Annotated in this window: 19 protein-coding genes and 1 pseudogene; 9 read left to right on the top strand and 11 right to left on the bottom strand. The window is 71.5% G+C overall.

Features of this window, described 5'->3' with window-relative positions; genetic code table 11:
• Nucleotides 1–61 precede the first annotated feature (61 nt).
• Both QTQ03_RS09750 and QTQ03_RS09745 read right to left on the bottom strand, forming a co-directional pair.
• Nucleotides 62–919, bottom strand: a complete 858-nt coding sequence (locus QTQ03_RS09750; protein WP_289277703.1) for a maleylpyruvate isomerase family mycothiol-dependent enzyme — start codon at nt 917–919, stop codon at nt 62–64.
• Entirely contained in the window at nt 910–1,443 is a 534-nt protein-coding gene (locus QTQ03_RS09745) for a sigma-70 family RNA polymerase sigma factor (protein ID WP_289277702.1), read from the bottom strand. Before QTQ03_RS09745 ends, QTQ03_RS09750 begins: the two co-directional genes overlap by 10 nt.
• Before the next feature lie 318 nt (nt 1,444–1,761).
• On the opposite strand from QTQ03_RS09745, the gene QTQ03_RS09740 reads away from it, so the two are divergent.
• The 5 genes from QTQ03_RS09740 (at nt 1,762) to QTQ03_RS09720 (ending at nt 7,815) form a co-directional block, all read left to right on the top strand.
• The gene (locus tag QTQ03_RS09740; protein WP_289277701.1) at nt 1,762–2,412 is read left to right on the top strand and encodes an acVLRF1 family peptidyl-tRNA hydrolase; all 651 of its coding nucleotides are present in this window, start codon (nt 1,762–1,764) and stop codon (nt 2,410–2,412) included.
• Nucleotides 2,413–2,734: 322 nt separating this feature from the next.
• Entirely contained in the window at nt 2,735–4,339 is a 1,605-nt protein-coding gene (locus QTQ03_RS09735) for an ABC-F family ATP-binding cassette domain-containing protein (RefSeq protein ID WP_289277700.1), read from the top strand.
• Between the two features lie 339 nt (nt 4,340–4,678).
• A complete protein-coding gene (locus QTQ03_RS09730; RefSeq protein ID WP_007462679.1) occupies nt 4,679–4,906 on the top strand; it encodes a helix-turn-helix domain-containing protein in 228 nt (75 codons plus the stop codon).
• Nucleotides 4,907–4,952: 46 nt separating this feature from the next.
• Entirely contained in the window at nt 4,953–5,720 is a 768-nt protein-coding gene (locus tag QTQ03_RS09725; RefSeq protein WP_289277699.1) for an enoyl-CoA hydratase/isomerase family protein, read from the top strand.
• Nucleotides 5,721–5,838: 118 nt separating this feature from the next.
• Nucleotides 5,839–7,815, top strand: coding sequence for an ABC transporter ATP-binding protein (locus tag QTQ03_RS09720; RefSeq protein ID WP_289280752.1), 1,977 nt, complete (start codon nt 5,839–5,841; stop codon nt 7,813–7,815).
• 4 nt (nt 7,816–7,819) lie between these two features.
• Here QTQ03_RS09720 and mug read toward each other — a convergent pair whose 3' ends face one another.
• The 4 genes from mug to QTQ03_RS09700 form a co-directional block, all read right to left on the bottom strand.
• Nucleotides 7,820–8,377, bottom strand: coding sequence for a G/U mismatch-specific DNA glycosylase (mug, locus tag QTQ03_RS09715; protein ID WP_289277698.1), 558 nt, complete (start codon nt 8,375–8,377; stop codon nt 7,820–7,822).
• Nucleotides 8,377–9,138 carry an SDR family oxidoreductase gene (locus QTQ03_RS09710; RefSeq protein WP_289277697.1) on the bottom strand — a complete coding sequence of 254 codons (762 nt, stop codon included), beginning with the start codon at nt 9,136–9,138 and terminating at the stop codon, nt 8,377–8,379. Before QTQ03_RS09710 ends, mug begins: the two co-directional genes overlap by 1 nt.
• Before the next feature lie 262 nt (nt 9,139–9,400).
• Entirely contained in the window at nt 9,401–9,847 is a 447-nt protein-coding gene (locus QTQ03_RS09705) for an SCO6045 C-terminal-like domain-containing protein (protein WP_289277696.1), read from the bottom strand.
• 50 nt (nt 9,848–9,897) lie between these two features.
• Nucleotides 9,898–10,470: a TetR/AcrR family transcriptional regulator gene (locus QTQ03_RS09700; RefSeq protein ID WP_289277695.1), complete on the bottom strand. Its 573-nt coding sequence runs from the start codon at nt 10,468–10,470 to the stop codon at nt 9,898–9,900.
• Between the two features lie 308 nt (nt 10,471–10,778).
• Here QTQ03_RS09700 and QTQ03_RS09695 point away from each other — a divergent pair, with 308 nt between their 5' ends.
• Both QTQ03_RS09695 and QTQ03_RS09690 read left to right on the top strand, forming a co-directional pair.
• Entirely contained in the window at nt 10,779–11,423 is a 645-nt protein-coding gene (locus QTQ03_RS09695) for an HAD family hydrolase (RefSeq protein WP_289277694.1), read from the top strand.
• A gap of 197 nt (nt 11,424–11,620) precedes the next feature.
• Nucleotides 11,621–12,556, top strand: coding sequence for a serine protein kinase RIO (locus tag QTQ03_RS09690; RefSeq protein ID WP_289277693.1), 936 nt, complete (start codon nt 11,621–11,623; stop codon nt 12,554–12,556).
• 88 nt (nt 12,557–12,644) lie between these two features.
• Here the strand turns inward: QTQ03_RS09690 and QTQ03_RS09685 are convergent, their stop codons facing one another.
• Together QTQ03_RS09685 and QTQ03_RS09680 are read right to left on the bottom strand one after the other, a co-directional pair.
• Nucleotides 12,645–12,893 carry a DUF2630 family protein gene (locus tag QTQ03_RS09685; protein ID WP_289277692.1) on the bottom strand — a complete coding sequence of 83 codons (249 nt, stop codon included), beginning with the start codon at nt 12,891–12,893 and terminating at the stop codon, nt 12,645–12,647.
• Between the two features lie 172 nt (nt 12,894–13,065).
• Nucleotides 13,066–15,920: pseudogene (locus tag QTQ03_RS09680) on the bottom strand (aconitate hydratase).
• Nucleotides 15,921–16,077: 157 nt separating this feature from the next.
• Here QTQ03_RS09680 and QTQ03_RS09675 point away from each other — a divergent pair.
• Nucleotides 16,078–16,434, top strand: coding sequence for a VOC family protein (locus tag QTQ03_RS09675; protein ID WP_289277691.1), 357 nt, complete (start codon nt 16,078–16,080; stop codon nt 16,432–16,434).
• 23 nt (nt 16,435–16,457) lie between these two features.
• Here QTQ03_RS09675 and QTQ03_RS09670 read toward each other — a convergent pair whose 3' ends face one another.
• Nucleotides 16,458–16,640 (bottom strand): hypothetical protein, encoded by a 183-nt coding sequence (locus tag QTQ03_RS09670; protein WP_289277690.1) that lies wholly within the window; start codon nt 16,638–16,640, stop codon nt 16,458–16,460.
• A 99-nt stretch (nt 16,641–16,739) separates the two neighbouring features.
• Between QTQ03_RS09670 and QTQ03_RS09665 the strand changes: the two genes are divergently transcribed.
• Nucleotides 16,740–17,447, top strand: coding sequence for a hypothetical protein (locus QTQ03_RS09665; RefSeq protein WP_289277689.1), 708 nt, complete (start codon nt 16,740–16,742; stop codon nt 17,445–17,447).
• A 226-nt stretch (nt 17,448–17,673) separates the two neighbouring features.
• Here QTQ03_RS09665 and QTQ03_RS09660 read toward each other — a convergent pair whose 3' ends face one another.
• Together QTQ03_RS09660 and QTQ03_RS09655 are read right to left on the bottom strand one after the other, a co-directional pair.
• Complete coding sequence (locus QTQ03_RS09660; RefSeq protein ID WP_289277688.1) at nt 17,674–19,926, bottom strand: hypothetical protein; 2,253 nt, start codon at nt 19,924–19,926, stop codon at nt 17,674–17,676.
• A 737-nt stretch (nt 19,927–20,663) separates the two neighbouring features.
• Nucleotides 20,664–22,145, bottom strand: coding sequence for an aminopeptidase P family protein (locus QTQ03_RS09655; RefSeq protein WP_289277687.1), 1,482 nt, complete (start codon nt 22,143–22,145; stop codon nt 20,664–20,666).
• Between the last annotated feature and the right edge of the window lie 130 nt (nt 22,146–22,275).

Here is a 22,275-nt window from a genome sequence, read left to right as displayed (position 1 = left end):
TCGCGAAACTGGTTGGCTGCCGTCAGGCCGCCGTCCGCGAACGACACAACGGCGAGGCGCGTCAGACGGCCAGAAGACGGCTGGCGGCCAACACGTCCTCGACCAACGCGGCATCGCCCTCGATATGCACGTCCAGATCGGCGCGGTCGTGGCGGCCCGCCGCGTAGCGGCAGTACTCGACAACGTCCAGAACCAGCAGCGCTGACGCCTGCCCATCACCCAATGCCAGGTTCCAGGTACCGCCGCCGGCGCCGGTGAGCACGACCCGCACATCGCGCGCCGGCGCCACGCGCACGGCCGGCAGTGCCAACGGCACCAGCTTCCCGATCGACAGCTCGGCCATCGCGCGCACCGCCCCTGCCGATGGAATCGTGGGTGGCGCGTGCACAGCCCGGCTGATGTCTTCGGCGTGGATCCACAGCTCGAATCCGCGCAACACCAGCAATGCGGGCGGGTGCAGCCGCAAGCCGTGCAGGGCCACCGGCCGATCGGGCAACAGCCCGGGCCGGGCGATGTCGCGCACCCTGCCGACCACCTCCCACCAATCGGCCAGCGTGTTGGTGGGGGCACGGGTCCGCTCGAACGCGATCACCGCGTCGGCGAAGGTGAGATGGTGGTCGTCCCCGGGTTCCGGGATACCACCCATGCCGGGGACACCGAGCCGCGTCGCCGTGTAGCGCTCCACCGCGAGCAGATGGCCCAGCAGGTCATGCACCGACCAGCGATACGGCCGTGCAGGCTGAGCCCACCCCTCGTTGGGCAGACCGTGAAGCACCGCGGCGACCACATCGGTCAGTTCCTCGTACACCTGCGGGCCGTCCGCCACGGTCTCACCCGACTCGATCGAGAAGCCGGGAGCGCGGCGGGCCCGCGCGGCCGACATGATGCGCGCACCCAGATCCCGCGGGGTCAGATCCACGACACACCCTCCCGCTGGTGCAGTGTCCCGCGTAGCCGCGCCAGGGCAAGCCGTACCCGGGACTTCGCGGTGCCCTCGGGGATACCCAACCGGGCCGCCACCTGACGGTGACTCAGCCCTCCGTAATACACCAGTTCGACCACCCGGCGCTGCTCGTCTGGCAGTTGCTCCACCGCGGCGCGCACCGCAGCCGACTTCAGCCGTGCCTCGACCTGTTCGCTGGGATCGGGACCCGAGACCTCAGCGAGCCCGTGGCGTGCCTCCCGCTGGCGTGCGGCAACGCGGCTACGCAGCAGATCGATCGCTCGACGCCTGGTCACCACGATCAGGAACAGCCGCAGCGCGCCGCGTTCCGGCTCGTAACGGTCTGGGCGCTCCCACAAGGCGATGAACACCTCCTGGGTCACGTCGGCCGCGAGTTGGCGATCCTCAGTCATCCACAGCGCCGTGGCGAACACGGCGTCACCGTGCGACTCGTAGATCGACGCGAACGCCGACTCGTCACCCGCACGAAGTCGAGCCACCAGCCGCCGGTCTCGGTCGCGAGCCTCCCCCAACACCATTCGATGCGCCGTCCCGCATTGCGTTCAGGATCGTAGGTCCGACCGGCCGTCACCATAACGATCGACGCCGACGTGAGCGCATGGGCGTCGACGCCAGCGCCCACGAGCCCCGGCCAACCACCACGAGAGCGACGACCGGACCACAACCAGTATCGGCCGCCCACAGCAAACGGGCAATACAGACGACCGTAGCCACGTCGCGCTGCTCACGCCGCAAGATCGTGAAAAGGGGAAGGGGCAGTGGGGACGGGGCGGGGTGGGGGACGTAGGTTCGGGTGCGTGAGCAGGTGGCCGGCAGCCGGCGGTGGTCGTTGGGTCGATGTGGACCCGGGCCGGGTGACGCGCTGGGTCGCCGGCTTCGCCGAGCGGCACGGTCCGCCGGAGACGACCCCGCGGGACTACGGCCTGCTGCTCAGTGCCCCGGACGGTGCGACCGCCGAGCTGCACAGCCCGCCCGGCGCGCCCGGCGCCGGCGACCTCGGCGGGTTCGTGGCCGCGGCAAAGGCGCCCCGGCGGCTTGGCCTGCTCCTCGCCCGCAAGGGAGCGGTGGCGGTAGGCGTCGCCGTGGGGGAGAAGCTGACGGCGTCGAAAGTTGACACCCGCTACGTGCAGGGGCGCACGGCGGCCGGCGGCTGGTCCCAGCAGCGGTTCGCCCGGCGGCGGGACAACCAGGCGAAGGCGGCCACGGCGGACGCGGTCGAGCTGGCCGTACGCCTGCTGCTGCCGGAGGTGGCGGTGTTGGCCGCGCTGGTCTGCGGCGGCGACCGGCGGGCGGTCGACGCCGTGCTGGCCGACCGCCGACTCGCGCCGCTTGCGGGGCTGCGCGCCGAGCGCCTGCTCGACGTCCCGGAACCCCGGCGCGCGGTCCTCGACGCCGCCGTTGCCGCAGCCCGGGCCGTGCACGTCCTGATTCGGGACCCGGAGACGTGAAGGGTCTCCCGCCACGCCAGTAGGGAGCCGCAAGACGCCGCGATCAGGGCGCTGGACGCCGCGATCAGGCCCGCCCCGTCGAGCGGGTCGGAGGGCACCAGGCCGTCGCTGGAGCAACACCGGGTGAACCACTCGCGGCGGCGCGCCGACGAGCCGTGATCTTGGCCGGCTATCCGGCTGGGCGGTCCGCCGCCGCCCGGTACACTTGGTGGGTGCTGCGCTGCGAAGGCTGAACCGCCCCGCGCCGACGGGCCTCGAACCCGCCGGCGCTTTCGCGTGCCCTGAGTCAGCCCTTCCAGACCCCGAGAGCGAGTCCTCCGACATGATCACTGCCACCGGCCTGGAACTCCGTGCCGGCGCCCGGATCCTGCTGTCCGATACCACGTTGCGGGTGCAGCCCGGTGACCGCATCGGCCTGGTCGGCCGCAACGGAGCCGGCAAGACCACCACGCTCAAGGTCCTGGCCGGTGAGGGCCAGCCGTACGCCGGCCAGATCGACCGGCGGAGCAACATCGGCTACCTGCCGCAGGACCCGCGCACCGGCGACCTCGAGGTGACCGGGCGGGACCGGGTCCTCTCCGCCCGTGGCCTGGACGTGCTGATGGCCCAGATGAAGGAGCTGGAGGCCAAGCTGGCCGAGAGCGCGGACGAGAGGTTGGTCCGCCGCTACGGTGCGCTCGAGGACCAGTTCGCCTCCCTCGGTGGGTACGCCGCCGAGGCGGAGGCCGCCCGGATCTGCGCCAACCTCGGCCTGCCCGACCGGGCCCTCGCCCAAACCATCGGCACCCTCTCCGGCGGCCAGCGGCGCCGCATCGAGCTGGCTCGGATCCTGTTCCGCGACGCCGGCGAGAACGGCGGCGGCATCCTGCTGCTCGACGAGCCGACCAACCACCTCGACGCCGACTCGATCACCTGGTTGCGCGGCTTCCTCGCCAACCACAAGGGCGGCCTGATCGTGATCTCGCACGACGCGTCGCTGCTGGCGGCTGTGGTCAACAAGGTCTGGTTCCTCGACGCCACCAGGTCCGTGGTCGACACGTACAACCTGGGCTGGAAGGCGTACCTGGAGGCGCGGGAGACCGACGAGCGGCGCCGCCGCCGGGAGCGGGCCAACGCCGAGAAGAAGGCCGGCGCGCTGATGGCCCAGGCCGACAAGATGCGGGCCAAGGCCACCAAGACGGTGGCCGCGCAGAACATGGCCCGCCGTGCCGAGCGGCTGCTGTCCGGCCTGGACGAGGTGCGCGTCGCCGACAAGGTGGCGAAGGTGCGTTTCCCGACGCCCGCGCCGTGCGGCAAGACCCCGCTGACCGCCGCCGGCCTGTCCAAGTCGTACGGGTCGCTGGAGATCTTCACCGACGTCGACGTCGCGGTGGACCGGGGCTCGCGAGTGGCGATTCTCGGTCTCAACGGGGCCGGGAAGACCACGCTGCTGCGGATCCTCGGCGGCCTGCTGGAGGCGGACACCGGCGAGGTGCGGCCGGGGCACGGGCTGCTCCTGGGCTACTACGCCCAGGAGCACGAGACCCTGGACGTGGAGCGGACCATCCTCGAGCACATGCGCAGCGCGGCGCCCGACCAGAGCGACACCGACCTGCGCAAGATCCTCGGCGCCTTCCTCTTCTCCGGCGAGGACGTGGACAAGCCCGCCGGGGTGCTCTCCGGTGGCGAGAAGACCCGGCTCGCCCTGGCCACCCTGGTCTGTTCGGGTGCGAACGTGCTGCTGCTGGACGAGCCGACGAACAACCTTGACCCGATCAGCCGTGAGCAGGTGCTCGACGCGATCGCCCGCTACCCGGGGGCGATCGTGCTGGTCACCCACGATCCCGGCGCGGTGGCCGCGCTCAAGCCGGATCGTGCCATCCTGCTGCCCGACGGCGACGAGGACGCCTGGAGCGATGATCTCCTCGAACTGGTCGAACTGGCCTGACGGACCCTGGCCGCACGTCGGGGCGGGGAGCGGGTTGCGCCGGTCAGGTCGATCAGGTGGCCGCCCTGCCACGCCTCGGGCGGCGCACCCCCGGGGGCCGGGAAGACCGGTCACGCCCGGCAGGGGTACGCCCGGTCGGGTGTCGCCGCCGCCCACTCGATCGGTGCCCGCACCTTCGGCCGGCCGACCCGTTCGGATCGGCGGCATCACCTATCGGGAAGCTGACATCGCTTAGCGTGTCGGTTGGCGAATAGTTGATATCTGGCGCATGATCGTTCGAGGCGGTCTAATAGGTGGGACCGTATCCGAAGCGCACAGTCTGGGACGTGAGGACACAGTATGGCAGCCACCGGCACAGCCACCAGCACTGAGAAGGGTCGCCGGATCGTCGGAGCCGAGCGTCAGACGCTCGCCAAGGACCTGGTCAAGCGGTACACCTCGGGGGAGAGCATCCGCGCACTCGCGGCCTCGACCGGCCGATCCTACGGGTTCATCCACCGGGTGCTCACCGAGTCCGGGGTGCAGCTGCGCCAGCGTGGCGGCGCCCGGCGCCGCAAGAAGGCGTGACCCGCTCGGCGGCGTCGTTCGTCAGCGCCGCGCCCCGGGCCGCCCGGTGACCGCCGAGGCGACCGGGGTACGGCTGGAATGCGACGGGCCGATCGCGACGGTCACGTTGTGTCGGCCCGACGTGCTCAACGCCCAGACCCCGGCGATGTGGCGCGCGATGAACGACTTCTCCCGGGACCTGCCCGGCGATGTGCGCGTCGTGGTCGTCCGAGGCGAGGGCCGCGCGTTCTCCGCCGGCCTCGATCTGTCGGTGGCCGGCGCGTCCGGGCCGGGTTCGTTCGCCGAGCTGTCCGCCCTGCCCGAGCAGGCGTGCGCGGACCGCATCGCGGAGTTCCAAGCCGGTTTCACCTGGCTGCATCGGCCCGACCTCATCTCGGTGGCGGCCGTGCGGGGCCACGCGATCGGCGCCGGTTTCCAGCTGGCGCTCGCCTGCGACCTGCGGGTGCTCGCCGACGACGCCAAGCTCTCCATGGCCGAGGTGACGCTCGGCCTGGTCCCGGACCTCGCCGGCACCAAGCGCCTGGTCGAGTTGGTGGGGTATTCGCGTGCTCTGGAGATCTGTGCCACGGGGCGCCGGATGGACGCCGCCGAGGCCGACCGGATCGGCCTGGCGACTCTGGTCGTGCCGACCGCTGAGCTGGACAACGCCGTCCGTGATCTGACCGCCGGTGTGCTCGCCGGTAACCGGGCCGCGGTCGTGGAGATCAAGGCGCTGCTCGCCGGCGCCGTCGGCCGATCACACGCCGACCAACAGCGGGCGGAGCGGGAGGCCCAGACCCGGCGGTTGCGGGATCTCGCCGGGCGAGGAGAGTAGTTTGTAAGGACCGTTCGGGAAGATCCGGGTTACGGCCGGGGTTGTCACAGTCGTCGGGAGAATTGGCTTCAGGCGGTGCGGTCGACCCGACGACCCGGAGGTGAGTGTGTCAAATCCGATGGCCGGTGGCGGCATGGCCGGGTGGAGCATGCTCCGGTCGTTGCGCAGCCGGGACGAGATCTCCACCCACCGGCTCCAGCGGGGGGTCGCGCGACGGATCGTGGCCTTCGCCCGACCGTACCGACGCGACATCGTCGTCTTCCTCGTCACCGTGGTGCTGGCCGCGGTGATCGGCGTCGCCACGCCGGTGCTCGCCGGCGACGTCATCGACGCGATCACCCGGGGCGGCACCGAGGCCGGAGCCCTGGTGGTCCGGCTGGCGCTGGTGATCGCCGCCCTGGCGGTGGCCGATGCCCTGCTCTCCCTCGTCCAGCGGTGGTATTCGGCGCGCATCGGCGAAGGCATCATCCTCGACCTGCGCACCCGGGTCTATGACCACGTCCAGCGGATGCCGCTGCAGTTCTTCACCCGGACGCAGACCGGTGCGCTGGTCAGCCGACTCAACAACGACGTGCTCGGCGCGCAGCGAGCCTTCACGTCCACGCTGTCCGGCGTGGTCAGCAACGTCATCCAGTTGGTGCTCACCGCCGCGGTGATGTTCACCCTCTCCTGGCAGATCACCGCGCTGTCGCTGGTCCTGCTCCCGGTCTTCATCATCCCGGCACGTCGGGTCGGCCGGCGTCTCGCCGACATCACCCGCGAGGCGTACAACCTCGACGCGAAGATGAACGCGACGATGACCGAGCGGTTCAACGTCGCCGGGGCGCTGCTGGTCAAGCTCTTCGGCCGGCCGGAGGCCGAGGCGGACCGGTTCGCCGACCGGGCCCAGCGGGTCCGTGACATCGGTATCCAGTCCGCGATGTACTCGCGGACGTTCTTCGTCGCCATGCTGCTGGTGGCGTCGCTCGCGCAGGCGCTCACCTACGGGCTGGGCGGGTGGCTGGCGGTGACTGGCAGCGTCAGCGCCGGCACGGTGGTGACGCTCGCGCTGCTGCTCACCCGCCTCTACGGCCCGCTCACCGCGCTGTCCAACGTCCGGGTGGACGTGATGAGCGCGCTCGTCTCCTTCGATCGGGTCTTCGAGGTGCTCGACCTGAGTCCGGCGATCACGGAGGATCCGGCGGCTGTCCCGGTGCCCCGGGGTGCCGGCCGGGTCGAGTTCCGGGACGTACGTTTCCGTTATCCGAGCGCGGCCGAGAGTTCGCTCGCCTCCCTCGAGGAGGTCGCCACCCTCGACCGTACGTTCGCCGAGCCGGTGCTCAAGGGCGTCTCGTTCACCGTCGAGCCGGGGCAGATGGTCGCCCTCGTCGGGCCCTCCGGCGCGGGCAAGTCGACGCTGTCCACGCTGATCTCCCGCATCTACGACGTGACCGACGGCCAGGTTCTGGTCGGCGGCGTCGACGTCCGTGACGCGACCCTCGACTCGCTGCGCGACGAGATCGGCGTGGTCACGCAGGACTCACACCTGTTTCACGAGACCATCGCGGAGAACCTGCGTTACGCCAAGCCGGAGGCCACCGACGACGAGCTCTGGGCGGCCCTGGCCGGGGCGCAGGTCGCGGATCTCGTGCGTGCCCTGCCGGAAGGCCTCGACACCGTCGTCGGTGAGCGCGGCTACCGCTTCTCCGGGGGCGAGAAGCAGCGCATCGCGATCGCCCGGCTGTTGCTCAAGGCACCGTCGATCGTCATCCTCGACGAGGCCACCGCCCACCTCGACTCGGAGAGTGAGGCCGCGGTGCAGCGAGCGCTCTCGGTGGCGTTGACCGGGCGTACCGCCCTGGTGATCGCGCACCGGCTCTCCACCGTCCGCGACGCCGACCAGATCCTCGTGCTCGACCAGGGACGGATCGTCGAGCGGGGCCGGCACGAGGAACTGGTTGCCGTCGGAGGGCTCTACGCCGAGCTGTACCGGACGCAGTTCGCCGTCGCCGACTCGCCGGCGCCGTTCCAGGGCATGACCGGCTCGGAGCCGGTGGCGTTGCCGATGCGCACCTACCTCGCCGACGAGGCCCTGCCGCCGGCTGCCGCCAACTGACCGCTCAGCCGGCCGCAACGGCGGTTCGCAGCTCGCCGAAGGCGGCGCCGAGCGATTCGGGGGTGAAGTGCGCGTTCAGCCCGCTGGGGTTGGGTAGCACCCAGAGCCGGGCGCCGGCCAGCGGTTCCGCCTGCGGGCCGAAGCCCGCCTTCGACCGGGCGAACCCGATCCGGTACGCGGTCACCCCGACCACTGCCACCCACCGCGGCCGGTAGCGCGCCACCTTGCAGGTGAGGATCTCCGCGCCGGAGACGAGTTCCGCCGGGGCCAGCTCGTCGGCCCGGGCGTTGGCGCGCGCCACCAGGTTGGTGATGCCGAGCCCGTGTCCGGGTAGCTCATCCTGCTCGCTGGGGTGCAGCAACCGGCGCGTGAAACCGCCCCGATGCAGGGCTGGCCAGAACCGGTTCCCCGGACGGGCGAAGTGCCATCCGGTGGCGGCCGACCACAGGCCGGGGTTGATGCCGACAAACAGCACGTCCAGCCCGGGTGCGATGACGTCCGGGAGGAGACGGCCGGTCGCTGCCGCTAGTTCGGCCCGCGTCGGCCGGCCCAGTGTGACCATCACAGCCCCCGCAGCGCGCCGCCGTCGACCGGCAGTGTGATCCCGGTCAGGTAGCTGGCGGCAGGGGAGAGCACGAATGCGGCGACCCGGCCGAACTCGGCCGGGTCGCCGAGCCGGCGCAGCGGGATCAGTGCCTCCGCCTCGGCCCGGGCCCGGTTCGGGTCGCCGCTCGCGGCGAGGAGCGACACGTTCCGGTCGGTCAGGATCCGCCCCGGCAGCAGTCCCACCACGCGGACGCCGCGGGGGCCGTACTCGTCCGCGACGTCCTTGGCCACGCCGGCCAGGCCGGGCCGCAGGCCGTTGGAGATTCCCAGTCCGGTCAGCGGGCTCCGCGCGGAGGTGGACAGGACCAGCCCGATCGCTCCGCCGGTGGTCAACGCGGCGGCGACGGTGCGCACCGTCCGGACGGTGCCGAGGAAGACCGTCTCGAAGGAGCGGCGCCACTGCTCGTCGGTCACCGAGGCCGCGCTGCCCAGCGGTGGACCGCCCACCGAGACCAGCGCGCCGTCGAGCCGGCCGTAGGTGCTGTGGGCTGTCGCCACCAGACGTTGCGGTGCTTCCGGGTTGGTGAGATCGGCGGCCACTGCCACCGCGTGCGCCGGGCCGCCGAGGCGCCGGGCGGCGGCCTCGACCGCACCCGCGTCCCGGGCGGCGAGGACCACCCGGGCGCCGTCGGCGACGAGCGCCTCGGCGGTGGCGTAGCCGAGCCCCCGGGAGGCGCCCGTCAGTACGTACACGCGATCGCTCAGTCCGAGATCCATGAGGTCGATCCTGCCGCACCGGTGCGGCAGGATCGTTCCCGGCTGCCCGGCTGCCCGGCTGCCCGGCTGCCCGGCTGCCCGGCTGCCCGGCTGCCCGGCTGCCCGGCTGCCCGGCTGCGGCGGTCGAGACCCACCGACGGGATCCGACCGGCGGCCACCGCGTTCGCGTTCGGGTCTGCGCCGCTGTGGGTCGGTCGGCCCTCCGACCCTGCATCGCTGAGACGGGCCGCACGGTGCGGGTGGGTGATCAGCGAGTGGGTGATCAGCGGGCGGGGCGCAGCAGACGTGCCCGACCGGCGACCTGGACCGCGATGGCGCTGCCCGCGCGCCCCCAGGCCGGCAGCCGGCGCGGGCGGGGCGCGCCCCGCCCGTCGTAGCGGTGGACCGCCTCGCGGACGGCCAACTCCTGCGCGCCCAGCGGTGCCAGGACGCCCGCGGCACGAAGGTCGCGGGCGAGGTCCCGGCCGTCGCGCAGCGAGCCCACGGTGGGGCGGCCCGCGGCCCAGCGTGAAAAGGCCTCCGGCCAGTCGGGGCCGAGGCCAGCGGCGAGCAGCGGCCAGTGCCGGGCCACCTCGCCGGCCCGCTTGCGCAGCAGCGCGGTACGCGCCGCGGCCAGCGGCTCCGGAGCGAGGCCTGCGGGCGTCGGGGCGCCGGCGACCAGCGCGGCGACCAATGCGGCCTGCCGGGCGGCGAGGGCGTCGGCGCTCACGTGACCGCCGGGAAGCCCGACACGGCGGCGAGGGCGTCCAGCTCGGCGGGTCAGCGGCGGCGGACCGCCTCCTCGACGAGGTCGAGCACCGGCCCCAGGTCGCCAGCCGGCCGGCCCATCGCCAGATGCAGGACCAGTCCGTCGTACGCCAGCTCGAGGAACTGGGCCAGCACGGCGATCGGGATATCGTCGCGCAGGACGCCCGCCTCCCGCTGCCGCAGGAGACGGTCGCGGGTCGCCTCCGCGATCGCCGCCGACCGCTGTGCCCACCGCTTGGCGAAGGCGGGGTCGGTCCGCAGCCGGCGCGAGACCTCCAGCTGACTGCCCAGCCAGCCGGTCGTGTCCGGGGAGACCGCGCGGGCCAGCAGGTCACGCATCACCTGGACCAGGCCGTTGCGGGCGACTGTCTCGACCATCGTCGCCGCGTCGTCCTCGGCGACGGCGAGGAAGAGCGAGTCCTTGTCACGGAAGTGGTGGAAGATCGCGCCCCGGGAGAGCCCGGTCGCCTCCTCGAGCCGGCGCACGGTCGCGCCCTCGTACCCGTGCCGGGCGAAACAGGCCCGCGCGGCGGCGAGGATCTCCTGCCGGCGCGCGTCGAGCTGGTCCTGGCTTACTCTGGGCACAGGACGATCGTGTCAGGTCACCCCGCCGTCTCGCAAACCGTACGTACGGCTTGGCTGCTCACCGTCGGTCCTCCAGACAGGATTCGCGCCTGGGGCCGCCTCGGCGAAGGGCGCACCGTGCCCGCGTCCCCACCGCACCGTCGGCCGACGCTGTGGTGCGGTCCGAGCCGGTCCGTGCCGTGGCCGGTACGCTCCACGCTGCTCGACCAACTCGCCGACCAGGGACTCACCCGCTCGTTGCCGACTGGTGGTCAGTGACGGGCCGTCAGGCCCTGTCGGCGGAGACGCCGGTCCCGTAGGGTTCCCAAGTGCCGCTGCTCCTGCTCGATCTGGACAACACCCTGCTCGACAGGGAGGGTCCGTTCCGCGCCTGGGGTGAGCGCTTCCTGGCCAACATCGGCGCGCCGGCCACCGACATCGACTGGCTGCTCGCCATCGACGCCGACGGGCTCACCGACCGGTGGGACGTGGCCGACGCGATCCGCGACCGGTATGTGCTGCGGACCCCCTCCATCGAGCTGGTCGACGAACTGCACGACGTGATGGTGGCGTACACCCGCCTGGATCCGCTCGTGGCGTGCGCGCTGCGGATCGCCGACGACGCCGGCTGGCTGCCGGTGGTGGTGACCAACGGTGCGGTACGGCAGCAGGACGCCAAGATCCGGCGAACCGGGCTGGACCGGTACATCGCTGACTGGGTCATCTCCGAAGAGGCCGGCGTGAGCAAGCCGAACCCACGGATCTTCGCGCTGGCCGCCCAGCGGGTCCGGATGCCCCTGTCCGGAGCCTGGGTGGTCGGCGACGGCCCGGAGGCGGACATCGGTGGTGCGGCGGCGATCGGCCTGCCGAGCGTGTGGCTGCACCGGGGACGGCCCTGGGCGGACCCCCGGTTCACCCCCACCTACACCGTCGACGGCCTGATCGCCGCCGTCGCCACCGTCCTCGGCGCCTGACCCGCGGTGGCCCGGCCGGGGCCTCGAGCCGGCCCCTCGGGCTAATGCGGTTGCGCCGCTGGGCGCCCCCGGAGACCATGGTCCCGCATCGTGCACCCGGGCGGACGCCCGGTCGAGGAGAGGGGTCGCGTCATGGCTGTCCTCGCAGGTCGCTTCCAGCCGCCTTCAGTAACCTCGACCAAGGGATCTTCACCGCAGTGCGCGATCACGATTTTCCGGCGCCCGAGCGCCGCAGCCGCGGCAGGCGCCGCTTCGACGACGACGAACCACTCCTCCTGAAGCGCGGCCGGTCCACCGAGCCGCTGCTCGCCGACCCCGACGCCGAGCCAGACCTGGAAACGGGAGAGCACTGGTCCTCCTGGGACGACGCCGTCCACGGCCCCGAGCCGCACCCGGACTGGCTGGTCACCGAGCTGGCCGCCAAGGACACCGAGCTGGGGGTGCTCAAGACCGGCAAGGAGGCCGACGTTCACCTGGTCCGGCGGGCGGTGCCCGGTACCGACCGGTCCTGCCTGCTCGCGGCCAAGCGGTATCGGGACGCCGACCACCGGCTGTTCCACCGGGACGCCGGCTATCTGGAGGGACGCCGCGTGCGCCGGTCCCGGGAGATGCGGGCGATGGCCGGGCGGACCGCGTTCGGCCGCCAGATGATCGCCGGGCAGTGGGCGGCGGCCGAGTTCGCCGCGCTGAGCCGGCTCTGGGAGATCGGCGCCCGGTACGGCACGATCGCGGTGCCGTATCCGGTGCAGCTGCGCGGCACCGAACTCATGCTGGAGTTCCTCGGCGACGCCGAGGACGGCCGCGCCGCGCCGCGGCTGGCCCAGCTCCGGCCGGAGCGCGGCGAGCTGCTCGACCTGTGGGAGCAGCTCATCGATGCGCTGCTCGTACTTGCCCGAGCCGGGCAGACGCACGGTGACCTCTCGCCGTACAACCTGCTGGTGCACGCGGGGCGGCTGGTGCTCATCGACCTGCCCCAGATCGTCGACCTGGTCGCCAACCCGCAGGGGCCGGAGTTCCTGGCCCGGGACGTACGGGTGGTCGCCACCTGGTTCGTCGCGCGCGGGCTGCCGGCGGCGCAGGCCGATCCGACGGCCCTGACCGAGCTGCTGCTGCGGGAGGCGGGCCTGTGCTGACCGCGACGGGTGTTGACTGACGGGCCGTCCGGAACCGCGCGCCGGCGCCGCCCACGAGGGCGGCGTCGGCCGCTGAGCTGCCGGCCGCTCACTGCAGGTAGCGCTCGACCTCCGGTGTCGGGCGTGCGCCCTGCGCGTCGGGGTCGCCGTGCGTCGCCCGCGCGGCGCGCCGGCGGCGCAGCAGGTCCCAGCACTGGTCCAGGGACTCTTCCAGCTCGCGCAGGCGGTCGCGGGCCTCCTCGTTGGTGCCCACCTCGTTGGTCTGGGCGTCGGCGCGGAGCCGGCGCTCCTCGTCGACCAGCTCGGAGATCCGCCTCAGGATGCTCGTGTCGTCCATGACCACGAGCCTGGCACAGGGCGCGCGGAAGCGCCCGGGTTCACCTGCGACGGGCGCCGGCGTGGCCGAGCCAGGTCGGTGGGCCGGCGGGTGTGCCGGGCTACCGCGTGCGGCCAAGCTGACGCGTGGGGCCCCTTCCCGGCAACGGGAAGGGGCCCCACGGGGTGGTACCTCAGCTGGCAATCATCCGCCGCAGCACGTACTGCAGGATGCCGCCGTGCCGGTAGTAGTCGGCCTCCCCCGGCGTGTCGATGCGGACCACCGCGTCGAACTCGACACCGGAGTCGGTGGTGACCTTGACGGTCCGCGGGGTCTCGCCGTCGTTCAGCGCGGTCACCCCGGCGATTGAGAAGGTCTCGGTGCCGGTGAGGCCCAGCGACTCGGCGGTCTCGCCGGCCGGGAACTGCAGTGGCAGGACGCCCATGCCGATCAGGTTCGAGCGGTGGATCCGCTCGTACGACTCGGCGACGACCGCCTTGACGCCCAGCAGCATCGTGCCCTTGGCCGCCCAGTCCCGGGACGAGCCGGAACCGTACTCCTTGCCGGCCAGGACGACCAGCGGGACACCCGCCGCCTGGTACGCCATCGAGGCGTCGTAGATGCTGGTCTGCTCACCGGTCAGGTGGTTGACGGTGACGCCACCCTCCACCCCCGGGACGAGCTGGTTGCGCAGCCGGATGTTGGCGAAGGTGCCCCGGATCATCACCTCGTGGTTACCCCGCCGGGAACCGTAGGAGTTGAACTCGTGCCGGGCGACGCCGTGCTCGGCGAGATACCTGCCGGCGGGGGAGTCCGCCTTGATCGAGCCGGCCGGCGAGATGTGGTCGGTGGTCACCGAATCGCCCAGCTTGGCCAACACCCGGGCGCCGGAGATGTCCCGCACCGCCTGTGGCTTGCGCTCCATGCCCTCGAAGTAGGGGGGCTTGCGGACGTAGGTGGAGTCGCCGTCCCAGGCGAACGTGTCACCGGTCGGCGTCGGCAGCGACCGCCACCGCTCGTCGCCGGCGAACACGTCGGCGTACGCCGAGCTGAAGCCCGTGGCGCCGATGGCCGAGGCGATGACGTCCTGAATCTCGGCGGTGCTCGGCCAGATGTCGCGCAGGAACACCGGGTTGCCCTGGCGGTCCTCGCCGATCGGCTCGTTGGCGAGGTCGATGTCCATGGTGCCGGCGAGCGCGTAGGCCACCACTAGTGGCGGGGACGCCAGGTAGTTCATCTTGACGTCCGGGTTGATCCGGCCCTCGAAGTTCCGGTTGCCGGAGAGCACCGAGACGGCCGCGAGGTCGTTCTCGTTGACGGCGGCGGAGATCTCCTCCGGCAGCGGACCCGAGTTGCCGATGCAGGTGGTGCAGCCGTAGCCGACCAGGTGGAAGCCGAGCTTCTCCAGGTACGGGGTGAGACCGGCCCGCTCGTAGTAGTCCATGACCACCTTGGAGCCCGGCGCGAGGGTGGTCTTCACCCACGGCTTGCGGGACAGGCCCTTGTCGACCGCGTTGCGGGCCAGCAGCGCGGCGCCGATCATCACCTGCGGGTTGGAGGTGTTGGTGCACGAGGTGATCGCCGCGATCACCACCGCGCCGTGGTCCAGCTCGAACTCGGTACCGTCGGCGCCGGTCACCCGGATCGGGGCGGTGGCGCGTCCGCCGGCCCCGACCGCGGCGGTCGCCAGGTCGCGCGGGGCGTCGGCCGGGTCGCTGACCCCGTTCGCCGGGGAGTCGCTGGCCGGGAAGGACTCGGCGCTGGCCTCGTCGGCGTGCCCGATCACGCCGAACGGCTGCTCCTGCTGCGGAACGCCCGGCTTACGGCCGGGGTCGCCGCCGGTCTCGTGAGCGGCCACGTAGTCGGTGAGCGCGGAGCGGAACAGTGTCTTGGCGCTGCCCAGCGGCACCCGGTCCTGCGGGCGCTTCGGGCCGGCCAGCGACGGCTCGATGGTGCTCAGGTCGAGCTCCAGGCGTTCCGAGTACTCCGGCTCGGCAGTTGGGTCGTGCCAGAGGCCCTGTTCCTTCGCGTACGCCTCGACGAGTGCGACCTGCTGTGGGTCGCGGCCGGTCAGCTCCAGGTAGCGGACGGTCTCGGCGTCGATCGGGAAGATCGCGACGGTGGAGCCGTACTCCGGGGACATGTTGCCGATGGTGGCCCGGTTGGCCAGCGGCACGGCGCTCACGCCCGGACCGTAGAACTCGACGAACTTGCCGACCACGCCGTGCTCGCGCAGCATCTCGGTGATGGTGAGCACCAGGTCGGTGGCGGTGGTGCCGGCCGGCATCGAGCCGGCGAGCTTGAAGCCGACGACCGGGGGATCAGCATGCTGACCGGCTGGCCGAGCATCGCGGCCTCGGCCTCGATGCCGCCGACGCCCCAGCCGAGCACGCCCAGGCCGTTGACCATGGTGGTGTGTGAGTCGGTCCCCACCACGGTGTCCGGGTAGGCCTGGCCGTTGCGCTCCATGATCGTACGGGCCAGGTACTCGATGTTGACCTGGTGCACGATGCCGGTGCCCGGCGGGACGACTTTGAACTCGTTGAACGCGGTCTGGCCCCAGCGCAGGAACTGGTAGCGCTCCTTGTTGCGCTGGTACTCCAGCTCGACGTTACGCGCGAAGGCGTCCTCGCGGCCGAACAGGTCGGCGATGACCGAGTGGTCGATGACCAGCTCGGCCGGGGCGAGTGGGTTCACCTTCGTGGGGTCGCCGCCGAGGTCGCGGACAGCCTCGCGCATGGTGGCCAGGTCGACCACGCACGGTACACCGGTGAAGTCCTGCATGAGCACCCGCGCCGGGGTGAACTGGATCTCCACGCTCGGGTCGGCGGTCGGCTCCCACGCGCCGAGCTGCCGGACGTGGCCGGCGGTGATGTTCGCGCCGTCCTCGTTCCGGAGCAGGTTCTCCAGCAGGATCTTCAGGCTGTAGGGGAGCCGGGCGTGGCCCTCCACCTTGCTGATCTTGAAAATCTCGTAGCTCGCGTCCTTGACGCGTAGCTGGGTCTTCGCACCGAAGGTGTCGAGGCTCGCCACGTCGTACTCCTTCACACCAGCGACTGTGAGTAGTCCTGAGCAGTCTGTCGCACCGGCTGGGGCTGTGCCGTGCTTAGGCGACACTTACCCGCGGCCGGATGTCGAACAAAACCGTACGTCCGTCTTGCTATCCGTGCAACCTCGTGCCATCGTTCGGAACGAGGAGGTGTTCATGATCCATCATGTGCAGCCGGCCTGTCCGCGCGGCTCCGAGGACGCGTCCCGGGCCTTCTACGTCGGGATCCTCGGCCTCGCCGAGAGACCGAAACCGCCGGCGCTCGCCGCCCGCGGCGGGTGCTGGTTCGTCGGGTACGGCGTGGAACTGCACTTGGGCGTCGAGGACGACTTCCTCCCGGCCCGCAAGGCGCACCCGGCCCTGGTCTGGCCCGACCTGGAGGCCCTCGCCGGGCGGCTGAGTGTCGCCGGATACCCGGTGACCTGGGGAGACGACCAGCTGCCCGGGATGCGCCGCTTCCACACGCGGGACGTGCACGGCAACCGGCTGGAGTTCCTGGCGTCGGCCAACTGACCGGCCCGGCAACCCGGTGCGACTCAAAACCGGTCGGCGGCCGTGGCCGTGGCCTCCGCGTGCCGGTCACGCAGCCGGGCGCGGATCTCGTCCGGGGTGTACGCCCGCCGCCGCCGTTCCGCCCGGGCGATGACCACACCGGATGCCGCCACGCCGGCCAGGCCGGCCAGCCCGAGCACCTTCCACCATCGTGTCCGTCGCCGCATCGGCCTAGGATAGGCGGTTATGAGCGGGCGTGGGCAGGTTGATCGCCGGCACGGTCCCGGGGTGTCGCCTGCCGGCGCGGCGTGGAGCGGAGCGCCGGCATGAGTCTGAGCCTGGACGAGGCCGTGACCCTGACCCGCACGGGCGACGTGTGGGTGTTCCGCGGCCGAAGCGCGCCGGACCGAGCCATCCGGTTCACCACCAACAGCCCGGTGAACCACGTCGGCATGGCCGTGGTCCTGGACGATTTGCCGCCCCTGATGTGGCATGCCGAACTCGGCCGTTCGCTGCCGGACCTGTGGTCGGGCACGCACCAGCGCGGCGTGCAACTGCACGACCTGCGGGACGCGGTCCGCGTCTGGGCCAACCGGTACGGACAGCGGGCCTGGCTGCGCCAGCTGGACCCGCCGGCCGACGCGGAGATGGAGAAGGCGGTGCTGCGCACGATCGCGCGCCTCGACGGCACCCCCTTCCCGTCCACCACCCAACTCGCGTGGCGGTGGCTGCGGGGCCGGCTCCCGGCGGTGCGGCTGCCGGCGGTGCGGCTGCCGGCCCCGGGCCGACGGGGACCGGCCGCCCGGGTGGGCTTCTCGACCGATGGGGCGGGCGACGGCGTGTCGGAGCATCGACTGGAGACGGCGTACTGCGCGGAGGTCGTCGCGGTCACCTACGAGGCCATGGGCTTGCTGCCGTCCGGCCGGCGTCCGAGCTGGTACGACCCAGGCCGATTCTGGAGCGGCGACGACCTCGGCCTCGCCGGTGGGGCGCGGCTGGGGACGGAGATCGAGGTGCACACCCCGCCGTGTTGAGCTTCGGGCCGGCTCCAACCGTCGATGCCGGCCGGGCCGCGGCGACGCCGCGGCCCGCCGGGCGGCACGGTCTCCGCGCTGCCGCGGCCCGATCTGCCCTTCGCCATGGCCCGCAGCGTGGTCGTCTTCGTCCAGCGTCGGTGCACAGGATGCGGCCCCCTGCCACCGGAGATGGCAGGGGGCCGACCTTTCCGTCTGGCTGTCTCCCAGAACCCTTAGCAGGGGCTCAGTTGTAGCATTCGTCGACGGTCTTGGCGCAGTTGGTGGGGTCGTTGTCGGTGATGGTGGAGTCCTCGTCGAACTTGACCTTGCCATCGTTGTTGAAGACACCACCGGCGATCATGTTGTGTGTGTCGCCGTTGTCGGCCTTGTTCTTCGTGACCTTCGTCTTGGTCAGGGTGACCTTGCCTTCGTTGTTGTAGATGCCGCCGCCGTTCTTGCCGGCGAAGTTCTCCTTGACCTTGCTGTGCCGCAGGACCAGGGAGGCTCCGAAGTCGTCGCCGTTGTTCTTGTCCTTGGACCAGTTGCTCGCGGCCGGCTCGCCGTTGTGCTCTTCGATGGGCTCGCCGTTGAAGACGCCACCACCGAAGCGACCGGCGCTGTTCTCGAGGATCTCGCTGTCGGACACGGTGGCCGTGGCGCGCTTGTCCTCGTGGTCGTACCCACCGTTGGACCAGGCGGCGTCGCGCTCCTTCTTGTCGCCCTTGTAGCCGTCGACGTTGTAGATGCCGCCGCCGTCCTTGTGGGCCTTGTTCTTCTTGATGTGGCTGTCCTTCACCGTCAGGACGGTGTCGACGGCGTAGATGCCGCCGCCGTGCTCGCCGGCGGTGTTGTCCTTGACGTAGGTCCACCTGACCTCGACGAAGCCGTCGTTGCTGAACAGGCCACCGCCGTTCTTCTTGGCGGCGTTGCCCTCGATGGTGGTCTTCTCGATATCGACGGTGCCGGCCCGGTTGCCCTTGTCGTGGCGCTCGTGGCGGCTGTCGCGCGAGTCGTACTCCTTGTCCCAGTCGTTCTTTTTGTCGTCCCAGTCGTCCTTCTTCTTGTCCCTGTCGCCGTGGCCGTTGGCCACGCCGCCGCCGTTCTTGCCGGCGGTGTTGTTGGTGATGCGGGATTCGCCGCCCTTGCCGTCGTGGGATCCCGAGACATCGAGGACACCGGCATTGAAGATGGCGCCGCCGTCGCTGCCGGCGTGGTTGTTGTCGAACGTGCTGCTCTCGACGTCGAGCCGGCCGAAGTTGGCGACCGCGCCGCCGTTGTTCTCGGCGCTGTTGAGGAACCACGTGGTGTTCACGAGGGTTGCGCTGCCGCCCCGTTCGACCAGCAGACCACCGCCGTCGCCCTTGTGCTCCCGGTCGTCCTTGCCGTCCCAGCCGTGCCCGTCGTCGTCGCCGTGCCAGCCGTTGCCGCCGTTGTCGCCGTGCCAGCCGTTGCCGCCGTTGTCGCCGTGCCAGCCGTTGCCGCCGTTGTCGCCGTGCCAGCCGTTGCCGCCCGGCGCCTGGTTGTTCCCGGCCGGGGCGGCTACCCCCCCAACCGCGGCCCTTAGCGGGGCGGCCTGCTGGACGGCGGCCCGGGCGGCGTCCAGCGGGGCGGCGGCCTGCGGGGCGGCGGCCCGTCGGGCGGCTACCTGCGGGGCGGCCTGTGCGGCGACCGCTGGTGCGGCGGCCGGTAGCGGGGCGGCCGGTAGCGGGGCGGCCGGTAGCGGGGCGGGCGCTGGTGGGGCGGCCGGTAGCGGGGCGGCTGCCCGCAGGGCGGGCGCCGGGGCCGGAGCGCCGTCGCCGCTCCTGGACCAGTCGCCGTGGGACCCCCACGACTCGCGCGCGTCGTCCTTGTCGTGCTTGCGCCGCTCGACGTCGCCGGCGGCGCCGTTCTTGATTTCGAGGTCCTTCAGCTTCAGGTCACCGCCGTCGGCCACCCGGAAGATCCGGAAGCCGTGCTTCGAGTCACGCTTGATCGTCGAGCCGTTGCCCTCGATCTTGATCTTTTCCTTGATCGTTGGCGTGCCCGTCTCCGACTTCTTGTCGAACTCGTCCAGCTCGTAGGTGCAGTCCTTGGACAACTTCAGCGTGCCGCCGTCGTGGCGGTTGGCCCAGTCGAGAGATTCGATCAACTTGTTGTCGTCGCAGGGCACCTCCCGCACCCGGCCGTCGTCGTCCCAGTCCTTGCCCTTGTGGTCCTTGTCGTCCTTGCCCTTGTGGTCCTTGTCGTCCTTGCCCTTGTGGTCCTTGTCGTCCTTGCCCTTGTGGTCCTTGTCGTCCTTGCCCTTGTCGTCCTTGCCGTCAACCAGCTGGGCGGTCGACCACTTGACGTCGGCCAGCCGGTGCGCACCGGTCACGCCTGTGGTGGCGTAGGCGACGCCCGCGAGGCTGACCGCACCCGTGAGGCCGGCGACGCCCGTGACGAGCCAGAGCCGGCGTCGGCGGAACGGGGAGTTCTTGTCGCGGGTCGGGTCGTCGTTGCTGCGAAGGTTGCTGGACATCGGAACTCTCTGCCCTCTCCTTGTACCGACAAGGTCGCTTCGCCGTGGCGAGGCGGCCTCCGCCACAAATCGGTTGTAGCGGCTGAACAACACCGTATGAGAAACCTATTCACTATGCGGGCGTATCTGAGAAAAACCCACATTAGGTACACGGTGGTGCGGACAGCGGGAGTGCGGATGTCCCGCCCGGCTCGGCATGATCGGTGCCGAGACCCGGTCGGTGGACGGAAAGTTGACGGACCCCCCACGGTGCTCCCGGCGGAGGAAAGCTCGCGGGGACGTCGGGGGCCTGGCTGGCGGAGGAAAGCACGCGTGGGCGACCGCAGGGGGTCAACGGTGATGGTTGGGCGCGCTCCGCCCGGTCGACCCGGCCATGCCGGTGGCCATCCACAACCCGTTCGTGCTGTTGGCGGGTGCCCACGGCCCATCGGGCGGAATTGCCGGTTGGCTGATCATCTGAGCGCTCCGCCCTCTCCAGCTCAAGGACGATGGTGCATCCGAAGGTGGTGCGGCCAGCGGTAAACCGGTTGCAGGCTCTGATGGTCACCGTATGGGAAGGATCCTCGCGTCGAGGCCTTATCTGAGAAAAGCCCGCATTCCGCCCACCTCGGGAGCTGTGAGCGGGTCCGGGTCGGCCACGTCCGAATGGCGTCCTGGCCTGCGCAAACGGGCCCCCTGGCCCGAACCGAGACGGCAGGTCGCAGCGCGGGTGAAGGGGCCCGTTGGGCCGGTTCCGGTCAGCCCGGCAGTCGGGGGCCGGCCTCGCGCTGCTCGGCCAGCCAACGTTCCACGGCCTCGGCGGTACGAGGCAGCCCGGCGGACAGGTTCACCGCGCCGGTCGCGGTGACCAGGATGTCGTCCTCGATCCGGATTCCGGTGCCGCGCAGCTCCGTCGGGACCAACTCGTCCTCGGGCTGGAAGTACAGGCCCGGCTCGACGGTGAGCACGTAACCCTCGCCCAGGGTGCCGTCCCGGTATGTCTCCTTGCGGGCGTTCGCACAGTCATGAACGTCAATACCGAGCATGTGGCCGAAGCCGTGCAGGGTCCAGCGCCGGTAGACGGTCGACTTCTCGTCCATCGCCTCGTCCACGCTCACCGGCAGCAGACCCAGGTCGGCCAGGCCCTCGGCGAGCACCCGCATGCAGGTGAGGTGGACATCCTTGAACGTCACGCCGGGCGCGATGAACTCGATGCCGGCCTGCTGCGCGGCGTACACGACGTCGTAGACCTGGCGCTGGAGGGCGGTGAACCGGCCGTCCACCGGTAGCACCCGGGTCACGTCGGCCGTGTAGAGGTGGCGATTCTCCACGCCCATGTCCATCAGCAACAGCTCACCGGGGCGGGTGGTGCCGTGGTTGTGTACCCAGTGCAGGATCGTGGCGTGCTCGCCCGCGCCGACGATGGAGCCGTAGCCCACGTCGTTGCCGTCGTGCCGAGCCCGCAGGGCGAAGATCCCCTCCAGCAGCCGCTCGGAGACGCCCCGGTCGGCCGGCAGCGCCCGGGCCACGTCCTCGAAGCCGCGCACGGTCGCGTCGATCGCGTCCTGGAGCTGTGCGATCTCCCACTCGTCCTTGACCAGCTTCAGCTCCGAGATGGCGATGGCCAGCTCTCGGTCGCGGGCGGGCTGGCCCTCCTCGCGCGGCCCGTCGTAGGGGCGCACCGCCGTGTCGACCCGGGCGTCGAAGCCGCGCAGCACCCTGGTGCGCGCCGGCGCGAGGTCGGCCAGCACCGCGTCCAGTTCGGTCAGGTCCGCGGTGGGCAGGCCCAGCTCGGTCGACTTCTCGCTGAGGGTGTGCCGCCGGCCGACCCACAACTCGCCGTGGCGGCTGCGGAAGAACTCGTCGGTCAGCCGGGAGGAACGGGGCCGCAGGTACAGCATGGCGTCGTGGCTCGACCCGTTCGGGCGTAGCACCAGCACGCTGTCCGGGTCGTGATCGCCGGTCAGGTACACGAAGTCGCTGCCCGGGCGGAACCGGTAGGCGGTGTCGTTGGCCCGCACCTTCTCACCACCGCTGGGGATCACCAGGGTCTCGCCGGGGAAGGCTGCCGAGAGCGCGGCCCGGCGCTTGGCGTGGTTCGGCACCTCCGGGCGGGGGCCGATCGGCAACGGTGTGTCCTGCCAGCCCTGCCGCATGAACGCCAAGAACGCCTCCGGAAAGTCCGGATCGTGCGACTCGGTGCCGTCCGCCGGCCTGCTGCCGGCGCGCTCCTCGGCCATGCGCCGCTCCCTTCGCGTCGTTGCTGGTGCCGACGGTACCGCGCGGCGGTGCCGGCGGGGTCTGCCGGTGGTCCGGCCCGTTCACCACACGGCCGCGACGCCCCGACGGGCGCGTGGAAAGATGACGGCC

The organism is Micromonospora sp. WMMA1363 (genome assembly GCF_030345795.1).
In the GTDB taxonomy this organism is placed as follows: domain Bacteria; phylum Actinomycetota; class Actinomycetes; order Mycobacteriales; family Micromonosporaceae; genus Micromonospora.
The sequence above is the reverse complement of the archived record's forward strand: the minus strand, read 5'-3'. Positions and strand labels throughout refer to the sequence as shown.

Bases quoted from the DNA above. Each gene is read 5' to 3' on its own strand.
- QTQ03_RS09685 (WP_289277692.1), bottom strand. From the start codon at position 12,893: ATGGACGACACGAGCATCCTGAGGCGGATCTCCGAGCTGGTCGACGAG.
- QTQ03_RS09670 (WP_289277690.1), bottom strand. From the start codon at position 16,640: ATGCGGCGACGGACACGATGGTGGAAGGTGCTCGGGCTGGCCGGCCTG.
- QTQ03_RS09730 (WP_007462679.1), top strand. From the start codon at position 4,679: ATGGCAGCCACCGGCACAGCCACCAGCACTGAGAAGGGTCGCCGGATC.
- QTQ03_RS09660 (WP_289277688.1), bottom strand. From the start codon at position 19,926: ATGTCCAGCAACCTTCGCAGCAACGACGACCCGACCCGCGACAAGAAC.
- QTQ03_RS09655 (WP_289277687.1), bottom strand. From the start codon at position 22,145: ATGGCCGAGGAGCGCGCCGGCAGCAGGCCGGCGGACGGCACCGAGTCG.
- QTQ03_RS09735 (WP_289277700.1), top strand. From the start codon at position 2,735: ATGATCACTGCCACCGGCCTGGAACTCCGTGCCGGCGCCCGGATCCTG.
- mug (WP_289277698.1), bottom strand. From the start codon at position 8,377: ATGGTCACACTGGGCCGGCCGACGCGGGCCGAACTAGCGGCAGCGACC.
- QTQ03_RS09720 (WP_289280752.1), top strand. From the start codon at position 5,839: ATGGCCGGTGGCGGCATGGCCGGGTGGAGCATGCTCCGGTCGTTGCGC.
- QTQ03_RS09675 (WP_289277691.1), top strand. From the start codon at position 16,078: ATGATCCATCATGTGCAGCCGGCCTGTCCGCGCGGCTCCGAGGACGCG.
- QTQ03_RS09665 (WP_289277689.1), top strand. From the start codon at position 16,740: ATGAGTCTGAGCCTGGACGAGGCCGTGACCCTGACCCGCACGGGCGAC.
- QTQ03_RS09710 (WP_289277697.1), bottom strand. From the start codon at position 9,138: ATGGATCTCGGACTGAGCGATCGCGTGTACGTACTGACGGGCGCCTCC.